Raw genomic sequence first — 19,994 nt, forward strand, 5'->3', positions numbered from 1 at the left:
AAAGCGTTAATCTGTAATTATGAGCAAATACGCATTATTATTTATTCCGGCATTCTTTTCAATGCAGGCTATGGCGCAAGATAAAAAAATAGACCCGGCCAGAGACCCAAAAACAACAGAAGTTTGGGAACCTGTTCCTAAAACGGTTACTCCAGGCAATTTACCCCAGGATGCGCCTTCTGACGCCATCATTTTATTTAATGGCAGAAATCTGGATGCATGGCACTCTGTTAAAGATGCTACTAAACCTGCCGCATGGACAATAGACGATGGATTTTTTACCGTAAAAAAAGGTACGGGAAACATTGAAACCAATAAAAAGTTTACAGATTACCAGTTGCACATGGAGTGGAAAATCCCTGCTAATATTACTGGCGAAGGTCAGGCTCGTGGCAACAGCGGTGTATTTTTAGCATCAACAGGTGGCGGAGACGACGGCTACGAAATCCAGATTATGGATTTGTACAACAACAAAACCTATGTTAACGGACAAACAGGAAGCGTTTATAAGCAGGCAATTCCTCTTGCAAATGCAAATAAAAAACCTGGCGAGTGGCAGTATTATGATATCATTTGGAATGCTCCACGCTTTAATGAGGATGGAAGTCTGTTGAAGCCGGCATCAGTAACATTGTTTTTAAATGGTGTACTGCTGCAAAATGGCTACGTTCTAAAAGGCGAAACAAGATACATCGGAGCGCCGCAGTACAAAAAGCACGGTCCTTCCTCAATCAAGCTTCAGGATCATGGAGACCCTTCTCCGGCAATAAGCTTTAGAAACATTTGGGTTAGAGAACTCTAAAATTAAAACCAATACAAAAATCCTGCGATGTAAAAATTGCAGGATTTTTTGTTTTAAGAATAAATTGCTGCATAATTGCATCTTAAAAGGAAAACTGCATTATGAACAAAGGAAGGTTGGAAGCATTTAGCGATGGTGTTTTCGCAATTATAATAACCATTATGGTTCTGGAAATCAAGGCTCCCGAAGGTGAGAGCCTAATGACCTTGAAGCCCCTAATTCCTAAATTTATCAGCTATGTGCTCAGTTTTACCTATGTGGGCATTTATTGGAACAACCACCACCATTTAATGCATGCTGTTAAGAAAATTAGCGGGCAAATGATGTGGGCAAATCTAAATCTGCTTTTCTGGTTATCACTATTTCCCGTTACAGCCGGTTGGATGGGCGAGAATCACTTTGCGCTTTGGCCGGTTGTTGTTTATGGGATCGTTTTATTTTTGGCCGCCCTGGCTTACCTCCTGTTAGTTATCGTTATTAAAAAAACAGAAGGTGCGCATTCTTTAATTGTACATGCAATTGGTGGAGACAGCAAAGGCAAACTCTCTTTAGTTTTTTACCTTTTAGGAGCAGGGTTGGCCTTCGTAAACCCATGGCTGGGGGCAAGTATGTACGTTATTGTTGCCTGCATCTGGTTCATTCCTGATAGACGAATTGAACGTGCAATTCATCAGACATTGGAAGACGAAAGCTAAGTACGCTGCGAGTCTATAAATTTCATAAAGGTATCTCGCTGAATCATTACTGCACCCAAACTCATCAAATGGTCATTTGGTAATTGGCAATCAATTAAATCAATATCGGTTTTACTTAAAAAAATCAGCGCTGCTTTAGAGGCATTGCTTACGTGACTGAACATGCTTTCGCCGCAAAAAACACGATTGATTTTTACACCATAAAGGCCGCCAACCAGGCGCTCGTTTTTCCATACCTCCACACTGTGGGCGAAACCCTCTTTGTGCAGATTAATATATGCTTCCTGCATTTCATTTGTTATCCAGGTGCCGTTCTGTCCATCGCGAGGCGTTGCTGCGCAATTTTTGATTACATCTACAAAAGCTTTATCGATCGTTATTTGAAAGGTTTCATCTTTAAGTACCTTCCTCATGCTCTTGCTGATTTTTATCTCACCAGGATAAATCACACACCGCTGATGCGGCGAATACCAAAGAATTGGGTCACCCTCGCTAAACCACGGAAAAATGCCATTTGAATAGGCAAAAAGCAATCGCTGTAAACTTAAATCGCCACCTATCGCCAGTAATCCATCGTCATCTGCCAGGGCAGGATTTGGAAAACTAAGGTCATCATCAAGCAATTGAAAAAACATATGTAAAAGTAAGAAATGAAACAAAGATTAAACCACCACGTTCTAATTAAGTCATAGTATTAAAGTTATTATTATGAGTGCGAAAGATAATTTTTTCAAAGTAAAACATCTTTACAACAGAGCGGGCTTTGGTATCGCTTATACCGACCTGCACAAACTGAGTAAAAAAAACATCGGCAAAGTTATCGATAACCTCTTAAAACAACCACAAGAGGCAGATGACCTGACACTCATCGATTCGGTTGCATCCAAACAGCAGCTTTTAATGCAGGCAGGCTTATATGCAAAAAAAGACTTAACCGACGAAGAGAAAAAGCAGCGCCAGGAAATTGTCAGGATGCAGAACGAAAAAAGTCGTGATTTAAACATTGCCTGGGTTGAGAAGATGATTAACACGCCAACGCCCCTGCGTGAGAAGATGACTTTGTTTTGGCATGGCCACTTCGCCTGCCGAAGCAACAACCCAATGTTTGCCCAGCAACTTAACAACATTCAACGCACAAATAGTTTGGGAAGTTTCAAAACTCTACTTGTTGAGGTTTCTAAATCGCCTGCAATGTTGCAATATCTAAACAATCAACAGAACAGAAAAGGCAAGCCTAACGAAAACTTTGCCCGGGAGCTCATGGAATTGTTCACCTTGGGACGAGGAAATTACACCGAACAAGACATAAAAGAATCTGCCCGCTCCTTTACCGGATGGATGTATGATAAAGACGGTTCATTCATATTTCGCCCCAATCTCCACGATACCGGAACAAAAGCCTTCTTCGGAAAAGTTGGCAACTTTGATGGCGAAAACATCATCGACATCATTTTGGATAAGCCTGAAACTGCCGAGTTTATTTCGCGAAAGGTTTATAAATTTTTCGTTAACGATAAGCCAAATGAGCTCCATGTTAAAGAATTGGCTACTGCATTTTTCGAATCTAAATATGACATTGCCCAGCTGATGAAAAAAATGTTTACTGCAGATTGGTTTTACGCTCCCGAAAATGTAGGCACCAAAATAAAATCACCGGCCGAATTTTTAGTGGGATTAAGTCGTGAGTTCTACGTTACCTACAATAAGCCGCAGGTTTTAATTCAGCTGCAAAGCAGTTTAGGGCAGTACCTTTTTAACCCACCGAATGTTGCCGGCTGGCCTGGCGGACAAAGCTGGATAGACAGCTCTTCGTTAATGTTGAGGATGCGGATTCCATCGCTTGTACTTAATGATGGGCAGATTGATTTCAGTGGAAAGGCAGATCCGGAGGATGAGGCTGTGATTGCCCAAAGTAGAACGGCCACAGCGAATGCTAACATAAAGATTAAACCAAAATCTTTTGTAGACGCAAAAGCAGACTGGCCTAAGTTTTTGGGCACCCTGCCAAAAGAAATTAAGCCGGTAGAGCTCGCAGAATTTTTGCTACAGCCAAAATTAACAGATAAGATAACGGCAATGGTTGGCAACAACGCCGGATTGAGAAATACATCTGTAGAAATTGCAAGCATGCCTGAATATCAACTCTGTTAAGGAAAAATACTGAGGCGATGGATCATAAGAGCTTAGATGTTCAACTCAAAACATTAGGCTTCGTGGATTCAAACCGACTTGTAAATGTAAACTATTAACCATTAATGATAACAAAATGGATAGAAGAGGTTTTTTAAGAAATACAGGTTTTGTAGCGGCAGGTGCTCTTTTCGTTCCTGCTTTCATGAAACCTTTGGAAGCAATGGCGCTCGACGAGTTAAGCCTATACAAAAACTTAGTTGTTGTGCAGCTTTCTGGCGGTAATGATGGCCTGAATACTGTTATTCCTTATGGCAACGATATTTACTATCAAAAGAGAAAAGGTATTGCAATTAAACCCGAAGAGGTAATTAAGCTGACGGATATGCAGGGCTTAAATCCGAATATGGCAGCATTGCAGGAAATTCACGACCAGGGATGGATGACGATTATAAATGACGTTGGTTATCCAAATCCGGATCGTTCCCACTTCCGTTCGATGGACATATGGCAAACAGGCAGTGAGAGCAACCAGTTTCTTTCTACCGGATGGATTGGCCGTTACCTGGATAGCAATTGCCAAACCTGTAAATTCCCATATACGGCGATCGAAGTTGATGACTCCCTTTCGTTGGCCATGAAAGGCCAGACTAAAAAAGGCATTGCTTTAAAAGACCCCGCAGCATTATTCCGCAATACCAATGATCCGTTTTTTAAAGCAATGTTGCAAAATGATAAGGAACACTTGGATGAAGATAATTTAGGCTATCTATATAAAACAATGATCGAAACCTCTTCTTCGGCAAGCTACATACAAAACACCTCGAAAGTTTATCAAAGTAAAGCTACCTATCCTCAATCCGGATTTGCAAATCAATTGAAAACGGTGTCTAAATTTATTTCATCAGGCTTAAAAACCAGGGTTTATTACGTATCCCTAAGCGGCTTTGATACCCACGTAAACCAGGTGCAACAGCAGGGAAATCTGCTTAAACAATATAGTGAAGGCATGGCTGCGTTTTTAAAAGATTTAAAAACGAACAACAAACTTGAAGATACCCTGGTGGTAACATTTTCTGAATTTGGACGGAGAGTTGAACAGAACGCCAGCAATGGCACAGACCACGGAACGGCAAATAACATGTTTGTTTTCGGCGGGCGTTTAAAAAAGCAGGGTATTTTTAACGATGCACCAAACCTGAGCGATTTAGACACCGGCGACTTGAAATATCAGCTTGATTTTAGGCAGGTATACGGCACAATTCTAGATAAATGGCTCGACGTTAACAATGCAGATATTTTGAACAAGAAATTTAATACCCTGGATTTTATTTAATGTCTGATTATTCCTCAAATTTGAACTTGCATGGCTAATGCCCGTTTCTGCACAACAGGAATAGCTTAACCGAATTTTACCGTAGTTTGCCTGGCTTAGAACCATTAATTGCATAAAATTAAAACAATCTTATTGCAAAACAGATTAATAATAAAAAGGAAAACTATGAAAAAGACATTTTTAATTTTATTTGCAATAGCTTCCATTGCAGCTACAGCTTGTAACGGTAAAAAAGCAGATAAAGAGAATGCAGATAGCATGTACAAATATACCGACACCAATGTTCGCGATTCGCTGAAAACCGACACGACGTCCGATTCCACAACTAATGCCCCTGCAGACGCAAATAATTAGTTTACAAAAGCTTTCAAAGTGCCCATCCTAAAAGGACTGGGTACTTTTCTCCTCATCGAGGAAAGGGATTTTCGAGCTTCAAACGCTGGCCCTGTAACAATCGTTTCTTTAATTCATCTTACCTAAAAAAGAAATAATGAATTTTTTAGGCAACATCATTTGGATTATTTTTGGCGGAATTTTTATATTCTTTGAATACATTATCGGTGGATTAATTCTTTGCCTAACTATTGTTGGCATTCCTTTCGGCATACAATGCTTTAAATTTGCTATTGTGGGGTTAGCGCCATTTGGTGTCAAAATTACAGATAGCGCATCAAATACGGGCTGTCTCTCTACAATTATGAATATCATTTGGATTTGTTGCGGGGGACTATGGATAGCCCTTACACATTTCCTTTTCGGCATTTTGCTTTGCCTAACGGTTGTAGGTATCCCTTTTGGCCGTCAGCATTTTAAGTTGATGAACCTAGCCTTTACGCCATTTGGCAAGTCGATAAGTTAACTTATTAACCCGATGGCTTTTGAATGTTCAATGGCTTCGTTACTGTGGTTAAAAAGACAGGTGTGAATCTGATTCACTTCCATTTTTTTGAGTAGCTCCCTTGTTTCACCTTCTTTTTCTTTGCGGATATTTCTGATGTAAATTGCCTCGATATTTTTAGGGTATTTTTCTGCTATTGAGGTGTATATTTCCGGATCCTGTTGCGAGTTGTCTCCAAAAAAAATAAACTTTTGATTCGGAAAAGCGTCTAAAATGCGCATTACGCGAAGTAGCTTTCCTTCATGCCCCGTTTTGCCGGTTTTCACTAAATCCTTCCACCTTTTTAAGGTATTTAGTAAAAAAGCACCATCTGGCAGTTTGTTAAATTTAAAAGTTTCGAGGAGATAATCATACAAATTCCATTCACTGCTGCTCACATAAAAAAACGGGTTGGGTTGTGTTGCTTCGGTGTGTGCCAGCGCCAGTTGCTGATAGTGTTTTGAAGCATCGGGAAAAGTTTTCCGTGTGTGTGGATTTTTGATAAAAAGTTCTCTCAATCTCCGGCCTATTGTTGCCGAGTGGGAAATCATAACCGTATCATCCACATCAGAAATGAAGGCGTACTGCGTAATGTGTGGAACATAAATTTCGCCTTCACCAACCCCCAAAACAGCGCCATCCTCGCCCGTTGCCTCAACCCTTACTGCGTGCCAACCCGCGGCAACATCCTTCAATGCTTCAAATTCGAACTTGAAAAAACCATCGGCTTCAGCTTTGTTGTAAATAATTTGGTTAGCGAAGCAAAGCCTTAACTGAACGAATGGATAAGGCTTTAGAATAAAAAGCTTTAATAAATGAACAATATTTACGAATAGGTTATTGCTGTAAACCTGCGTGGTTTTTGCTTTATGATTAAAAACATGACCATAAACGACCAAATTGTGGGTGTGGCCATAACCACGATATACTTTTACGCTAACCGATTTATTCATTATAATTAAAACAGAGTTTACAATAAGTTGTTTTGATGTTACCAAAAGAGGTTCATCCACCATGAAATTACTGTTCATCATCAACCCGGGTTCGGGTAGTCACAACATCAATCTTAAAGAAGTAATTTCTAATCATTTCGAGACAAAACAAATCGAAACTGAACTTTTCGAGTTACCGGAAGATTGTTCTATCGAAAAAATAAAGCAAAAAATAAATAGTGCACATGCCGATAAGGTGGTAGCTGTTGGCGGTGATGGAACGCTAAAACTTGTTGCAGAATGCCTGTTAAATTCGGAGACGCCGATAGGCATAATCCCGGCAGGTTCTGCAAATGGAATGGCTAAAGAATTAGGCATACCGACAGATATTACAGAAGCACTGGATTTTCTTGAAACAGGTACCCCTAAAAAAATTCATGTGGTTAAAATTAATGAGGAGATTTGCATCCATCTGGCAGATTTAGGCTTTAACGCCTACCTTGTAAATAAATTTGACACCTTACCCGAACGCGGCATGTGGGGTTATGCAAAGGCCACCTGGCATGCATTGTGGAACCACAAAAGGATGGATGTTGAGTTAAAACTCAAAGATGAAACGGTAAAATCAAAGGCAGCAATGGTTGCTATTGCAAACGCAACGATGTATGGCACAGGTTTAAAAATAAATCCCGACGGGAAACTGGATGATGAATTATTCGAAATAATTTTAGTAAAGGATTATTCCTACATGGAAATTCTTAAAATCTGGATAACAAAATTGCCATTTAACCCCAAAAAAATTGAGGTCTTTCAAACTTCATCCGTAAAAATATTTTCAAAGCATAAAGCACATTTCCAGGTAGATGGAGAATACATTGGCAAATTAAACAATGTTGAAGCGAAAATTTTACCGGCCGCAATTTCGGTAATCATTTAGAATGTTTTTCGATGTATCTGAATGCTGAAATATAGCCTGAAGAATTCGGCAATAAAGCACAATTTAAATAAAACGTCGAACCAGGTCTGGCTTAGATTTAACAGCTCTGGAAGTAGGGTTATAAACCCGATGGAAAACACCCACACCACTAAGCGAAATGGGAATTGAATATAATATGCTATAAATCCGAATTTTTTAAAAAGCATTAACCCAATTGCAGAGACGAAAAGCGATATAAACATGGGTAATGTTAGGATAACCCTGGCTTGCGATAACACCTGATCTGGAATTTCTTTTAAATGCGTAACGATTTCGAAAAATGGTTTGGCAAGCAGAAAAATACTTATAATATCAAGAAGGGCAAAAATTCGAATTACTAAACGCATTATTTACAATATTTGGCAAGATAATCATCTGCTTTGTCGCTTCCCAAATTTTTAACAAGATTAAAATCTTCACAGGCTCCTTGCCTATCACCTTGTTTTACTTTTTTCAAGCCGGTTTTTATCACCCCGTCCAAATATTCTTCATCAATACCAAGCTGCGTTTTTATGGCCAATATCTGCGCTTCCTGACCAGGTTTTGCCTGATCCTTATTTTTATAAAAATTTATTACCGCATTTGTTAAGCCTTCTTCAGCTTCGTAAGCAATAATTGATGCTTTTATTTCTGCTTTACTTTTCCCTTCGCAATCATACCCGGACAACTTAAAATTAACTGGCACAACAACAGAAATGGTGGTATCGTAACCGGCCGGGACCTGCCATTTACCGCTACTCATCCTCACCAATCGAAGGGCTTCATCATCTAAATCAGAAATAATTCCACGTGTTATTTTGGACGAATATACTTTGCCGCCCTTATCTAATTTGAAACTTACATTTACTGTTCCCTGAATACAGTTTTGTTTAGAAAATTGTGGGTAGATGGTATTGTTTTTTAGAAAAGTAGCAAAACCTGATGGCCCGCTCTTAAACTGCACCTGCGCCATTGCCAGGCTGCCAAACAAAACAAAACCGACAATTATTAAGTTTTTCATCACTCTAATTTACTAAAATAAGCTGAAAGCGAGCCTAGATTAATAAAACGAATATTCGAAGATTAAGTTTGGATTGGGGCAGTTTGACAGATACTTTTCCCGCTCGCTAAATTTGCAAACGCCGGGATAATCTCCTTTAAAATGTTCCAGGTCTAAAATAATCTGAAAGTGAAGGTGCGGCGGCCAGTATCCATTTTCTTCTTTGTTACCAAATTCAGCAAATTTTTCTCCGGCAGCGATAACAGTGCCTTCCTGTAAACCATTTAGTGAGGCAAGGCTTAAATGGCCATAGAGTGCATAGAATTCAAAACCATCGATGTTGTAAGCGAGAATTATTGTTGCGCCGTAGTCTCCAAAATTGTTGTTGTTGGCAAAGCTATGAACCTTTGCATGGTAGAAATTATAAACAGGTGTAAAAACCGGCCCCCAAATATCTACGCCAAGGTGCAATCGGCGAGGCTCTGCTTCGCTATCGAAATGAGCACTCCTCGAATAAATTGTTCTATGTTCGTTATACCCCCCAATACCATAACGGGCGCCCACGGATGCAAGCTTTTCATCTACCCAGGCGGAAAATAAATTCGTGTTATCAAGAATCTGATCAGTTAATTCACAATTTTTGGAGGTAAAATCAAGTGGTAAAAGTTTATCGGCGTTTTTATCAAAATCGACAACCTTTTGTATAGAAAAAGCGTTGCCCCTGATTACTTCTTCGAAAGTTTTCATTAATTATCTTAAAGTAATATGAAGCTATTCTTCGGTGTCGTCTTCTTTTTGTCTAGGTTCTTTAGCAATCTTTTCAAAAAGGCTATCCATGCGTTCAACATATTCATTTGTATCATCTACAAAGAATGTAAGTTCGGGTACAACCCTTACCTGGTGGCGTATTCTGGAACCTAACTTATACCTGATTTCGCCACTGTGTGCATTTACGGTATTAATAGAAAGCGTTGTGTTGTTCGTATTGAAAAAGCTTAAATACACCTTTGCAACTGCCAAATCTGGCGACACCCGCACACGGGTTATAGTAACCAGTGTATTTGGCAAAAACGATGCACCTTCGCGTTGAAAAACCTGTGCCAATTCTTCCTGTATTACTCCTGCAAATTTCTGCTGACGTTTACTTTCCATAATATTTTATTTCGCCAATTGCTTGCTAGCCTGCAACGACGTTAATTACCTAATATAACAAATTACTATCATACGGATATCTCGCCACGTGTGCAGCCTTTACCTTATCGTACAATAATGTTTTAAACTCTTCTATATTTTCACGTTCCGTGGCCGAAATGAACAAAACCGGCACTTTGCCGTGGCTCATCCAGCTTTTTTTAAAATCTTCGATGGTGAGTTTTCCATCGCCGTCTTCATCTTCAACCTCCGGCGAAACATAAGCATCAATTTTATTAAACACTAAAATCATGTCTTTATCAATTGCGCCAATGTCTTTTAAGGTTTCGTTTACGATATGAATCTGATCTTCAAAGTTTGGATGCGAAACATCAACAACGTGGATCAGGATATCGGCTTCACGAACCTCATCCAGCGTAGATTTGAAACATTCTACAAGATGATGAGGTAATTTTCGAATGAAACCAACCGTATCAGACAAGAGGAACGGCAGATTTTCAATCACCACTTTACGAACGGTAGTATCGAGCGTAGCAAAAAGCTTATTCTCAGCAAACACTTCCGATTTCGAGAGCATGTTCATAATAGTCGATTTGCCAACGTTCGTATAGCCTACAAGTGCTACACGAATTAATTCGCCTCGATTTTTACGTTGCGTTTCGTTCTGCTTGTCGATATTTCTGAGGCGCTCTTTTAACAAAGAGATTTTATTTAAAATTATCCGTCTATCACTTTCAATCTGCGTTTCACCTGGTCCACGCATACCAATACCACCCTTCTGACGTTCCAAGTGCGTCCACATACCCGTTAATCGTGGCAAAACATATTGCAGCTGAGCTAATTCAACTTGCGTTTTAGCCTGTGCAGTTTGGGCTCTGCTGGCAAAAATATCCAGAATTAAATTGCTTCTATCTAAAACCTTAACACCCAGCTCTCTATCTATATTTCTCAACTGCGAGGGCGACAATTCATCGTCAAACACAACGGTATCAATCTCTTCCGATTTTACATAAGCCTTTATTTCTTCAAGCTTTCCTGTACCCACAAAAGTTGCACGTTCCGGTTTCAGCATTTTTTGAGTAAAGTTTTTTTCAACCATCCCACCAGCTGTTTCGACCAAAAAGGCTAACTCATCTAAATATTCTTTAGTTTGCTCTTCCTTTTCACCAGGTGTAATTACACCCACCAAAATGGCCCGCTCCTGCTTTATCGCAGTATCATAAAATTTTTGTTTTCCCATGTAATTAAAGCAAATATACGAAATTTGCGAATGTGTAATTCCATTTACAAACCATGCTCGTGTAATAAAAGTTTCGCTTCAATAAGCCGAAATGTAACAGATGCAATTATTAAAGCACGGTTTTTACACAAATTCCGCCACTAAACAAAGTTCTCAATAGGTAAATAGTATTGCTTTATAAATAATGGTAAGTTCGATTACTCCTGTGTTTCTGAAACAAAGCAATTTTGACCGAACGGTTCTAAGTGCAAACCTTCCCAAGCCCACCTGATTTCCGTGCCTTCGGTGTTTCTGTGGCAAACAAACCTCAACCAGAAATAAAAACTCATAAACAAGCCTTCTCAAGCCCATCTGATTTCCGTGCCTTCTGTGTTTCTGTGGCAAACAAACTTCAATCACCGAAATAAAAACTTATAAGCAAGCTCACTTGTGCCTTCCGTGTTTCTGTGTCAAACAAACGTCAACAATAGAAATAAAAGTTCACCTACGGGATTTCTGTAGTTCTATGGCAAAAAACCTGTCGCAAAAAGAATTCTAAAGCGCTCTTACAAATTCTTCCATTGCAGCCCCTGGATTTGCTGTTTTCATAAAGTTTTCGCCAATAAGAAAGCCATTAAAACTTGCAGCTTTCAATTCCTTAATGGTTTTAGGATTACTAATCGCACTCTCCGAGATTTTCAAAAACTCATCAGGAATTCTGTCAACCAAATCAAATGATGTTTGAATGTTAACCGTAAAATCACCCAGATTCCTGTTGTTAACGCCAATGGCATCTAAATTCAGACAAATACTCCTTTCAAGTTCCTCAAGATTATGCACTTCGAGCAATACATTTAAGCCAAGACTTTGCGCAAACTTTCCGAAATCTTTTATTTGTTGTGGCGTTAAAATCGAGGCAATTAGCAAAATAATATCAGCACCCCAAGCTTTAGCTTCCAGAATCTGGTACTCATCAATCATAAAATCTTTACGAAGAATGGGGATGTTATTTGACGCTCTCGCACCAAGAATATCATCCGTTTTGCCACCGAAAAAATCTATGTCAGTTAAAACAGAAAGTGCAGATGCACCAGCGTTATTGTAGGCCTGTGTAACCTCGGCAACATCGGCCACGCCGTTAATTAATCCTTTAGAAGGCGAACGACGCTTAAATTCGGCAATAATTCCGGTTCTATCATCAGCTAGCAAAAATTCTTTAAAAGAATATGGTTTCCTCTGAAAGTAGATAGATTCCTCCAAATCCTTAACTGAAACTAATGCCTTTGCATCTGCAACTTCTTGCTGCTTGCGCAGTACGATTTTATCTAAGATATTCATAGTTAATAATTACTAACCACAGTGAAAGTTCGAAGCAATCCGTTCGTTAGAAAGACGCTTTTTTTTTCCACAGTGATGTTTTTTTTTAAGAGCTTAACCAATTCTCCATCATTTGTTTTCCAAACTCGGTTAGCACACTCTCCGGATGAAATTGTACCCCGCGAACATCAAGCGTTTCGTGTCGCAGTGCCATAATTTCGTTTTTGTGGTCTCTGGCTGTAATTTTTAAGCAACTTGGAAAATTATCTTTACTAACTACCCAGCTATGGTACCTGCCAACGTTTATTGTTTGCGGGCATTCCCAAAATAAAAACTCATCGCCATCTACAACGGTTACGGGCGTTGCAATGCCATGCATTGGCCGACCAAGATTTAAAAGCGTCCCGCCAAAAACCTCTGCAATTGCCTGCTGACCCAAACATACCCCGAAAATACTCTTTGTAGGCGCATAAGTTTTAATAACATCAAGTAGCAATCCGGCCTCTTCGGGTATTCCTGGTCCTGGAGAAAGTAAAATCTTATCATATTGCGCAACATCGGCGAGTTCGAATTTATCGTTTCTCCAGACTTCAGCTTCATAACCAACTTCATTAATTAAATGAACCAGGTTGTAAGTGAAACTATCGTAATTATCGATTACGAGAACCGTTTTCTTATTATCAATCATTATAAATCGTAATTCGTAAATTAAATCTTAAATATCCTTCGCCATTTCAATTGCCTTGCGTAAGGCGGCGATCTTATTATTAACCTCCTGCATTTCCATTTCAGGAACAGAATCTGCAACAATTCCTGCGCCCGCCCGGTAATGCAGCTCATTATTCTTGCTCATAAAAGTTCTAATCATAATTGCGTGATTAAAATCTTCATTAAAGCCCATAAAACCAATAGCACCAGCATAAAAATTCCGCCCGAGCTTTTCGTTTTCATCAATTAACTGCATGGCTTTATACTTTGGTGCGCCACTTAAAGTTCCTGCCGGATAAGTGTCTGCCACCACTTTAAATGCACTAACATCCTCTTGTAAATGCCCACTCACCTTACTTACCAGATGAATTAAATGTGAATAATATTGTACTTCTTTAAAAGATTTAACTTCAACGCGGTTGCAATGCCTGCTTAAATCGTTTCTGGCCAAATCCACAAGCATTACATGCTCCGCACTTTCTTTCGGATCTTGTTCCAGTTTCCTGGCTTGCTCGGCGTCTTCAACATCATTACCGCTACGTTTAAAGGTTCCCGCAATAGGAAAAATATTTGCTGTATTGTTCTTAATCGTAATCTGTGCTTCTGGCGATGAGCCAAAAAGCTTAAAGTTCCCGTAATCGAAATAGAACAAATACGGCGAAGGATTTATCGATCGCAGGCAACGGTAAACATTAAACTCATCGCCCGTAAAGGCCTGTTTAAAAGCCCTGGATGGTACAATCTGGAATACATCACCTCTGTAAATGTGTTTCTGAAGGCGCTCTACCAGTTGAATAAAACCTTCATCAGTTAAATTTGATGATTCTTCCCCTTTTATCTGAAACTTGTATTCTGGATAGTTTTTATTCTGAATCAGGTATTCCATTTTTTCAAGCCCACCTTTTTCTTCACCGTCGAAAGCGTTTTCGAACAAGGTTATCTCATTTTTGAAATGGTCGATGGCAATGATGTAACGGTACAAATGGTACTGCATTTCAGGTATTTCCTCGCCTTCGGGCGTTTCGGAAGTAAATTTAATATCTTCAAAATGCTGTACGGCATTCCAGGTAAAGTACCCGAATAAACCACTTGTTATAAATTTAATTTCAGGAATTTCTGTTTCTTTAAATTTATCTTTAAAGGCAGAGATCTGCTCCGTTAAATCCTCACTTTCAGTAATTTCCACTGAGCCATCAGGAAAATAACTTTCAAGCCGCGAGCCCCGTAAAATAATGCCTGCAACCGGATCTGCGCAAACAAAACTCATCGAATTTTCGCGACTGTGGTAGTCAGAACTTTCGAGTAAAATGCTGTTTGGGTAAACATCGCGTAAGCGTAAATAAATGCTTACGGGTGTTGTAGTATCGGCGAGTAATTTTTTATAGGTGGTATTAATTTTAAACATTACTATTCGTATTTTGGGGGATAACCGACCACCTGTCCCGGGGATTCAGGTAAACAATTTCTCCTTTTGTTAAATTATAATAAATAAAAAGCCCGGCGTGTGGTTCTACGCCGGGCTTTAATGGTTCTTTAAGGTTTAGGTTGATAAAAATATTTCCTCATACGCAGCCGGCGCAATTCTTTTTTGAATTACCTTGCCAAAGCCATGTATGTATATTGTTGATCATTGAGTGACAAAAATATAAAGAATTTCGAAAAACGAAAATATTTTAAAAAATAGTTTTCCGATAGTTTAAATATTTACGAAACGCCGAAAAAACTTCTTCCCGGCACATCTTTAATCATAAGTAAAATTGTTACGATTATTAAAATTAAAGCCAGGCCGAAAAATACCGAGATGGTTCTGTGTTTTGCTACGGCTTCTACTGCCTTTTTTGATTTTGAATTTCCAATCGTAATCAGGATAATGGCTAAAATCATCATGCTGATGTGTTCCATTTTCCAGTAACGGCCTACGGCATTACTGCTATCTGCTTTATACCAATCGCCAATAAAATACAATGCCAAACCAATTAGTAATTGAATATGGGCACTAATTAAAGTGAATACATTCAATTTTCTATCGCCCTCTGTGTAAGTTTTATTTCCTAACCAACCAGATAAAGCCTTAATTACTGCAATAACCAGCAGGATTAAAACCAGGTAACGCCATCCTGAGTGTGCACTTTTTAAAATTTGATACATAATGATAATTTTTTGTCCACCAAAAGTAACGATTAATTGTAAAAAATAGGTTAATAAGCAATATAGACCGTAATTTATATTAGTTTTAAACAAAATAAACCCCCTAAACATATTATGAAGAAAATTTTACTCGCCTTTGCGCTGGTATTTTCCTCTACAATTTTGTTTGCTCAGCAAAACACCTATCCTGTTAATGGTTCTTATGATACCAGGCCGGGAATGTTTGCATTCACCAACGCAACAATTGTAGTAAATGCCAATCAAACGCTAACAAATGCAACGCTATTGGTAAAAGGTTCTACAATACAGGCCGTAGGTGCTGGCTTAGCCGTTCCTAAAGGTTATGTTGTTGTAGATTTAAAAGGAAAATTTGTTTATCCATCCCTCGTTGATGCCTTTACAAGTTATGGCGTACCTGAAGCAACTGTTCAGGGCCGTGGTTTTGGAGGTGGCGGTGGCCAGCGCCAGTCCATTTTCGTTTCAACTAAAAAAGGCGCTTATGGCTGGAATGAGTCTATCAGGCCAGAAACCTACGTTAAAAGTATTTTCACGGTAGATAGCAAGAAGGCTGATGAATTACGCAAGGCCGGTTTTGGTAGCGTGAATACGATAAGTCGCGATGGTATTGCTCGTGGTGTTTCTGCAGCAGTAACGTTGAATGAGGGTTCTGACAATAACGTTTTTCTGAAAGATCAAACCGCAGCTAACTACTCATTTAATAAAGGAACTTCCTCAAACGATTACCCAACTTCTTTAATGGGGTCTATCGCTTTGCTTCGCCAAACCTATTATGATTCGCAATGGTACGGCAAACAAAAAGAGGAATACAACATTTCATTAGAAGAATTTGGAAAGCAACAGGCTATGCCTCAGATTTTTGAAGTTGATGGCTGGGCAAATGTGCTTCGGGCCGACAAACTTGGAAAAGAATTTGGTAAGCAATACATTATCAAATCTACAGGCGATGAGTATCAGCGCATTAATGAGGTAAAGGCGACAGGCGCCAGCTTAATCGTACCTTTATCTTTCCCAAAGGCTTACGATGTTGAAGACCCTGCAGAAGCAAGAAACATTACCTTATCGCAGATGAAAGGCTGGGAATTGGCGCCAACAAACCCTGCGGCACTTCAAAAAGCCGGAATTAAGTTTGCCTTAACAGCATTTGGTTTAGAAAATACCCGCGATTTCTGGGCTAATATCCGTACCGCTATTGATAATGGTTTAACCGAAAAACAAGCCTTACAGTCTGTTACCGAAATTCCAGCTTCGCTTTTAGGTGTTGCCGATAAAGTTGGCTCCCTGGAAAAAGGTAAAGTGGCCAACTTTTTAATTTCGTCTGATAACCTTTTCAAGAAGGAAAATATCATTTTCGAAAACTGGGTTCAGGGCAAACGCTATATCATCAATAAAATGGATGTTTCTGATGTTCGTGGAAATTACAACCTGAATGTTGATGGCATTGGTGGCAGCTTGTTATTGAAAATTACCGGAACTTCTGGCGGTTCTACCGCAACTATTGAGAGAAGTGGAGTTGACAGTGTAAAAACTACAGCAACGTTTTCCAGAAATGGCGATTGGGTTAGTATTAATTTTAACCTGAAGAAAAATCCTAAAGGAGATGTGCGTTTAAGTGGCTATTTAACATCGGCAAATCCGCTAACGTTTAAAGGCGAAGTGGCGCTGCCAGATGGAACATTCGGCAAATTTACAGCAACTTATAAAGAAGCAGGCAAGGAAATGCCAAAACGCGACGAGCCAAAACCGGCTTTGGCTGTTGGAACAATGCTATATCCATTTGGCGCCTTTGGTAATGCCGAATTACCTAAGCGAGAAACTGTTTTAATTAAAAATGCAACCGTTTGGACAAATGAAAAAGAAGGTGTTCTTCAGAATGCTGATGTGTTGTTAGAAAATGGCAAAATTAAAGCAGTTGGTAAAAATTTATCTGCAGGAAGTGCAAAAGTAATTGATGGAACAGGCAAACATGTAACCGCTGGTATTATTGATGAGCACTCGCACATAGCCGGTAGCGGCGGTATAAACGAAGGTGCGCAATCTGTTTCGGCAGAGGTTCGCATTGCCGATATTATCAACTCAGAGGATGTAAATATTTATCGCCAGCTTGCTGGTGGGGTTACAACTTCACATATTTTACACGGTTCCGCAAATCCAATTGGCGGCCAGTCTCAACTTATTAAACTGCGTTGGGGTAAAGCACCAGAAGAGTTAAAATTTGCTGGCGCAGATGGCTTTATCAAATTCGCACTAGGCGAAAACGTTAAACAAAGTAATTTTGGTACTGGCGCACGTTTCCCGGTTACGCGTATGGGCGTTGAGCAAACCTTTGTTGATGAGTTTACCCGTGCAAAAGAGTACGAAAAAGCGATGAAGGTAAAAGGCAACAGTGTTCGCAGGGATTTGGAATTGGATGCGATTGTTGAAATTTTAAACAACAAGCGCTTTATAACCTGCCACTCATATGTTCAAAGTGAAATTAATATGCTCATCCACGTAGCGGATAGCTTAGGCTTCAAAATAAACACATTTACACACATTTTGGAAGGTTATAAAGTAGCCGATAAAATGAAAGCACATGGTATTGCTGGTTCTACCTTCTCAGATTGGTGGGCATACAAAAACGAAGTTGCCGAGGCAATTCCTTACAACGGAAAAATTATGCACAACGTAGGCGTTACTACTGCTTTCAACTCGGATGATGCAGAAATGGCCAGACACCTGAATCAGGAAGCTGGTAAATCCGTTCTTTATGGCGGCGTACCGGAAGAAGATGCATTGAAATTTGTAACGCTGAACCCGGCAAGAATGCTTCATATTGATGACAAAGTTGGCAGTTTAAAGCCAGGTAAAGATGCAGATGTTGTGGTATGGTCAGCAAACCCTTTATCCATTTATGCAAAAGCAGAAAAAACGTTTGTTGATGGCGTTGCGTATTGGGATATCGATAAAGATGCCCAAACGATTAAAACACAACAGGCAGAAAAAGCTCGTTTAATTCAAAAGATGTTGGATAGTAAAAGCAGCGGCGTACGTACTCAACGTCCGTTTGGGAATGCACCACGCCTTTACAATTGCGAAACATTGGAAGATTATTCAGCAGAATTAAATGAAAAAGAACATGCACAGTAACCTAAAATATTTATTAAGTCTGGCGTTATCGGCATCCAGCCTGATGTGCTTTGCGCAAGCCAATATATCACCTGCCAAAAAGCAAACAAAAACCATCGCCATTACAGGCGCAACGGTACATGTGGGCAACGGAACAGTTATCGAAAACGGAACTATTTTGTTCTCTAACGGCAAAATTGTGTCGGTTAAGGCCGGCGGGCAAGTGCCACAGGATGACGTGTTACGTATTAATGCCGCTGGAAAGCATATCTATCCAGGTATGATTGCAGCAACAACAAACCTTGGTCTGGCAGAAACTGAATCAATAAAAGCAACTTTGGATTACCAGGAAATTGGCGATTACAATTCGCACATTCGCTCTATTGTGGCTTACAATACAGACTCTAAAGTGCCTGCAACTTTGCGTAGCAATGGCATTTTAATGGCCCAGCCAACCCCTCAGGGCGGCACGGTTTCCGGAAGCTCTTCAGTTGTGCAGCTAGACGCCTGGAACTGGGAAGATGCAGCCATTAGAATTGATGATGCCATGCACATGACCTGGCCGGTAACGCCACGCTTTAGGGGCGGCTTTGGTGGTTTTGGAAGAGGACCTGCAGCTTCACCAGAATCCTTAAATGAACGCACACAAGCTGCAATCAGTCAGTTAACCTCTTTCTTTGCAGAAGCAAAAGCTTATGCAGAGATGGGAAAACCTGAGGTAATAAATACTCGTTTTGAAGCGATGAAAAAAGTGTTTTCCGGTGCGGAAAAACTATTTATTGCAGCAGAAACTCAAAAAGACATTGTTGCGGCAGTAAACTTTGCCAAAAAGTTCGGCATCACGCCGGTTATCACCGGTGCCGACGAGGCTTACTTAGTTATTGATTTCCTTAAAGAGAACAATATTTCTGTGGTGGTAAAACAACCTCATGCGTTGCCTAATAATAATGATGATGATGTGAACATGCCTTATAAAAATGCGGCTATTTTAGCAAACGCGGGCCTAAATGTGGTTTTGAGTATTGATGGTTACTGGCAACAGCGCAACCTTCCATTTATGGCCGGTACAGTTACCGCCTGGGGTTTGGATAAAGAAAAAGCATTATCAACTATCACGCTCAATGCTGCTAAAGCTATGGGTGTAGATAAAACCACCGGAAGTATCGAAGCAGGTAAAGACGCTACGTTATTTATTTCTGCGGGCGATGCTTTAGATATGAGGACCAATAAAGTTGAACAAGCTTTTATTCAGGGCAGAGACATTAACCTGGATAATTTGCACAAACAGCTTGATAAAAAATTCAGCGATAAATATACTGCTGAGAAAAAGTAGCATCAAGCAAGGCTTTTTTATAAACCCTCCGTCGATTAATTTTGGCGGAGGGTTTTTTTGGCTTTGGTAGCATGTAACGCAGCAGGCCAACGCTTTATTTTATGAAAAAAGGTAATTTTATTTTAACATTCAGCAAGCAAATAAACAATTTGCAAACCATTTCTTAATCTAAACTGAAATTTGAGTTAACACTGCTACTGCAACTTTGCACCATAAAATCAAAAACTAATTATGGTCAAAAATTTACTATTCGCAGTATTATTG

General features: G+C 39.7%; 19 protein-coding genes. 9 read left to right on the plus strand and 10 right to left on the minus strand.

The genetic code is table 11. The features are described 5' to 3' along the window. Positions 1 to 19 precede the first annotated feature (19 nt). Together AC0IWT_RS15015 and AC0IWT_RS15020 are read left to right on the plus strand one after the other, a co-directional pair. The gene (locus AC0IWT_RS15015) at positions 20 to 802 is read left to right on the plus strand and encodes a 3-keto-disaccharide hydrolase (protein WP_056869483.1); all 783 of its coding nucleotides are present in this window, start codon (positions 20 to 22) and stop codon (positions 800 to 802) included. Between the two features lie 101 nt (positions 803 to 903). After that, positions 904 to 1,497, plus strand: coding sequence for a TMEM175 family protein (locus AC0IWT_RS15020; RefSeq protein WP_471797774.1), 594 nt, complete (start codon positions 904 to 906; stop codon positions 1,495 to 1,497). Here the strand turns inward: AC0IWT_RS15020 and aat are convergent. Further along, the gene (aat, locus tag AC0IWT_RS15025; protein WP_471797775.1) at positions 1,494 to 2,132 is read right to left on the minus strand and encodes a leucyl/phenylalanyl-tRNA--protein transferase; all 639 of its coding nucleotides are present in this window, start codon (positions 2,130 to 2,132) and stop codon (positions 1,494 to 1,496) included. The genes AC0IWT_RS15020 and aat overlap by 4 nt on opposite strands. Before the next feature lie 73 nt (positions 2,133 to 2,205). Between aat and AC0IWT_RS15030 the strand changes: the two genes are divergently transcribed. From AC0IWT_RS15030 to AC0IWT_RS15045, 4 genes are all read left to right on the plus strand, one after another. Next, positions 2,206 to 3,648 (plus strand): DUF1800 domain-containing protein, encoded by a 1,443-nt coding sequence (locus AC0IWT_RS15030; protein WP_471797776.1) that lies wholly within the window; start codon positions 2,206 to 2,208, stop codon positions 3,646 to 3,648. A 115-nt stretch (positions 3,649 to 3,763) separates the two neighbouring features. Continuing rightward, complete coding sequence (locus AC0IWT_RS15035) at positions 3,764 to 4,963, plus strand: DUF1501 domain-containing protein (RefSeq protein ID WP_471797777.1); 1,200 nt, start codon at positions 3,764 to 3,766, stop codon at positions 4,961 to 4,963. A 165-nt stretch (positions 4,964 to 5,128) separates the two neighbouring features. Continuing rightward, on the plus strand, positions 5,129 to 5,317 hold the full coding sequence (locus AC0IWT_RS15040; RefSeq protein WP_157274813.1) for a hypothetical protein: 189 nt from the start codon (positions 5,129 to 5,131) through the stop codon (positions 5,315 to 5,317). 136 nt (positions 5,318 to 5,453) lie between these two features. Then, positions 5,454 to 5,822: a YccF domain-containing protein gene (locus tag AC0IWT_RS15045; protein WP_471797778.1), complete on the plus strand. Its 369-nt coding sequence runs from the start codon at positions 5,454 to 5,456 to the stop codon at positions 5,820 to 5,822. On the opposite strand, the gene AC0IWT_RS15050 is transcribed toward AC0IWT_RS15045, so the two are convergent. Further along, complete coding sequence (locus tag AC0IWT_RS15050) at positions 5,819 to 6,874, minus strand: App1 family protein (protein WP_471797779.1); 1,056 nt, start codon at positions 6,872 to 6,874, stop codon at positions 5,819 to 5,821. The two genes, AC0IWT_RS15045 and AC0IWT_RS15050, sit on opposite strands and share 4 nt — an antisense overlap. Between AC0IWT_RS15050 and AC0IWT_RS15055 the strand changes: the two genes are divergently transcribed. Further along, positions 6,855 to 7,709 carry a diacylglycerol/lipid kinase family protein gene (locus tag AC0IWT_RS15055; RefSeq protein ID WP_471797780.1) on the plus strand — a complete coding sequence of 285 codons (855 nt, stop codon included), beginning with the start codon at positions 6,855 to 6,857 and terminating at the stop codon, positions 7,707 to 7,709. The two genes, AC0IWT_RS15050 and AC0IWT_RS15055, sit on opposite strands and share 20 nt — an antisense overlap. A gap of 385 nt (positions 7,710 to 8,094) precedes the next feature. Here AC0IWT_RS15055 and AC0IWT_RS15060 read toward each other — a convergent pair whose 3' ends face one another. The 8 genes from AC0IWT_RS15060 to AC0IWT_RS15095 form a co-directional block, all read right to left on the minus strand. Further along, positions 8,095 to 8,748 (minus strand): energy transducer TonB, encoded by a 654-nt coding sequence (locus tag AC0IWT_RS15060; protein WP_471797781.1) that lies wholly within the window; start codon positions 8,746 to 8,748, stop codon positions 8,095 to 8,097. Positions 8,749 to 8,787: 39 nt separating this feature from the next. Then, positions 8,788 to 9,474 carry a peptidoglycan DD-metalloendopeptidase family protein gene (locus AC0IWT_RS15065; protein ID WP_471797782.1) on the minus strand — a complete coding sequence of 229 codons (687 nt, stop codon included), beginning with the start codon at positions 9,472 to 9,474 and terminating at the stop codon, positions 8,788 to 8,790. A 24-nt stretch (positions 9,475 to 9,498) separates the two neighbouring features. Continuing rightward, positions 9,499 to 9,879 (minus strand): 30S ribosome-binding factor RbfA, encoded by a 381-nt coding sequence (rbfA, locus tag AC0IWT_RS15070; RefSeq protein WP_471797783.1) that lies wholly within the window; start codon positions 9,877 to 9,879, stop codon positions 9,499 to 9,501. 49 nt (positions 9,880 to 9,928) lie between these two features. Further along, positions 9,929 to 11,119, minus strand: a complete 1,191-nt coding sequence (gene hflX, locus AC0IWT_RS15075; protein ID WP_056869471.1) for a GTPase HflX — start codon at positions 11,117 to 11,119, stop codon at positions 9,929 to 9,931. A gap of 534 nt (positions 11,120 to 11,653) precedes the next feature. Next, positions 11,654 to 12,436 carry an indole-3-glycerol phosphate synthase TrpC gene (gene trpC, locus AC0IWT_RS15080; RefSeq protein ID WP_471797784.1) on the minus strand — a complete coding sequence of 261 codons (783 nt, stop codon included), beginning with the start codon at positions 12,434 to 12,436 and terminating at the stop codon, positions 11,654 to 11,656. Positions 12,437 to 12,521: 85 nt separating this feature from the next. Then, on the minus strand, positions 12,522 to 13,103 hold the full coding sequence (locus AC0IWT_RS15085) for an anthranilate synthase component II (RefSeq protein WP_056869469.1): 582 nt from the start codon (positions 13,101 to 13,103) through the stop codon (positions 12,522 to 12,524). A gap of 27 nt (positions 13,104 to 13,130) precedes the next feature. Beyond that, positions 13,131 to 14,528 (minus strand): anthranilate synthase component I family protein, encoded by a 1,398-nt coding sequence (locus AC0IWT_RS15090; protein WP_471797785.1) that lies wholly within the window; start codon positions 14,526 to 14,528, stop codon positions 13,131 to 13,133. A 299-nt stretch (positions 14,529 to 14,827) separates the two neighbouring features. Beyond that, positions 14,828 to 15,271, minus strand: a complete 444-nt coding sequence (locus AC0IWT_RS15095; protein ID WP_056870208.1) for a hypothetical protein — start codon at positions 15,269 to 15,271, stop codon at positions 14,828 to 14,830. Positions 15,272 to 15,385: 114 nt separating this feature from the next. Between AC0IWT_RS15095 and AC0IWT_RS15100 the strand changes: the two genes are divergently transcribed. Both AC0IWT_RS15100 and AC0IWT_RS15105 read left to right on the plus strand, forming a co-directional pair. Further along, a complete protein-coding gene (locus AC0IWT_RS15100) occupies positions 15,386 to 18,418 on the plus strand; it encodes an amidohydrolase family protein (protein WP_471797786.1) in 3,033 nt (1,010 codons plus the stop codon). Continuing rightward, on the plus strand, positions 18,396 to 19,730 hold the full coding sequence (locus AC0IWT_RS15105; RefSeq protein WP_471797787.1) for an amidohydrolase family protein: 1,335 nt from the start codon (positions 18,396 to 18,398) through the stop codon (positions 19,728 to 19,730). The genes AC0IWT_RS15100 and AC0IWT_RS15105 overlap by 23 nt, the downstream gene beginning before the upstream one ends. The last annotated feature ends 264 nt before the right edge of the window (positions 19,731 to 19,994 follow it).

The organism is Pedobacter sp. AC464, from assembly GCF_979253075.1.

Coding starts and splice junctions, on each gene's coding strand:
- AC0IWT_RS15035 (WP_471797777.1), top strand. CDS start 3,764: ATGGATAGAAGAGGTTTTTTAAGAAATACAGGTTTTGTAGCGGCAGGT.
- trpC (WP_471797784.1), bottom strand. CDS start 12,436: ATGAATATCTTAGATAAAATCGTACTGCGCAAGCAGCAAGAAGTTGCA.
- AC0IWT_RS15015 (WP_056869483.1), top strand. CDS start 20: ATGAGCAAATACGCATTATTATTTATTCCGGCATTCTTTTCAATGCAG.
- rbfA (WP_471797783.1), bottom strand. CDS start 9,879: ATGGAAAGTAAACGTCAGCAGAAATTTGCAGGAGTAATACAGGAAGAA.
- AC0IWT_RS15050 (WP_471797779.1), bottom strand. CDS start 6,874: ATGATGAACAGTAATTTCATGGTGGATGAACCTCTTTTGGTAACATCA.
- AC0IWT_RS15060 (WP_471797781.1), bottom strand. CDS start 8,748: ATGAAAAACTTAATAATTGTCGGTTTTGTTTTGTTTGGCAGCCTGGCA.
- AC0IWT_RS15095 (WP_056870208.1), bottom strand. CDS start 15,271: ATGTATCAAATTTTAAAAAGTGCACACTCAGGATGGCGTTACCTGGTT.
- aat (WP_471797775.1), bottom strand. CDS start 2,132: ATGTTTTTTCAATTGCTTGATGATGACCTTAGTTTTCCAAATCCTGCC.
- AC0IWT_RS15030 (WP_471797776.1), top strand. CDS start 2,206: ATGAGTGCGAAAGATAATTTTTTCAAAGTAAAACATCTTTACAACAGA.
- AC0IWT_RS15065 (WP_471797782.1), bottom strand. CDS start 9,474: ATGAAAACTTTCGAAGAAGTAATCAGGGGCAACGCTTTTTCTATACAA.
- AC0IWT_RS15040 (WP_157274813.1), top strand. CDS start 5,129: ATGAAAAAGACATTTTTAATTTTATTTGCAATAGCTTCCATTGCAGCT.
- AC0IWT_RS15045 (WP_471797778.1), top strand. CDS start 5,454: ATGAATTTTTTAGGCAACATCATTTGGATTATTTTTGGCGGAATTTTT.
- AC0IWT_RS15105 (WP_471797787.1), top strand. CDS start 18,396: ATGAAAAAGAACATGCACAGTAACCTAAAATATTTATTAAGTCTGGCG.
- AC0IWT_RS15100 (WP_471797786.1), top strand. CDS start 15,386: ATGAAGAAAATTTTACTCGCCTTTGCGCTGGTATTTTCCTCTACAATT.
- hflX (WP_056869471.1), bottom strand. CDS start 11,119: ATGGGAAAACAAAAATTTTATGATACTGCGATAAAGCAGGAGCGGGCC.
- AC0IWT_RS15055 (WP_471797780.1), top strand. CDS start 6,855: ATGAAATTACTGTTCATCATCAACCCGGGTTCGGGTAGTCACAACATC.
- AC0IWT_RS15085 (WP_056869469.1), bottom strand. CDS start 13,103: ATGATTGATAATAAGAAAACGGTTCTCGTAATCGATAATTACGATAGT.
- AC0IWT_RS15020 (WP_471797774.1), top strand. CDS start 904: ATGAACAAAGGAAGGTTGGAAGCATTTAGCGATGGTGTTTTCGCAATT.
- AC0IWT_RS15090 (WP_471797785.1), bottom strand. CDS start 14,528: ATGTTTAAAATTAATACCACCTATAAAAAATTACTCGCCGATACTACA.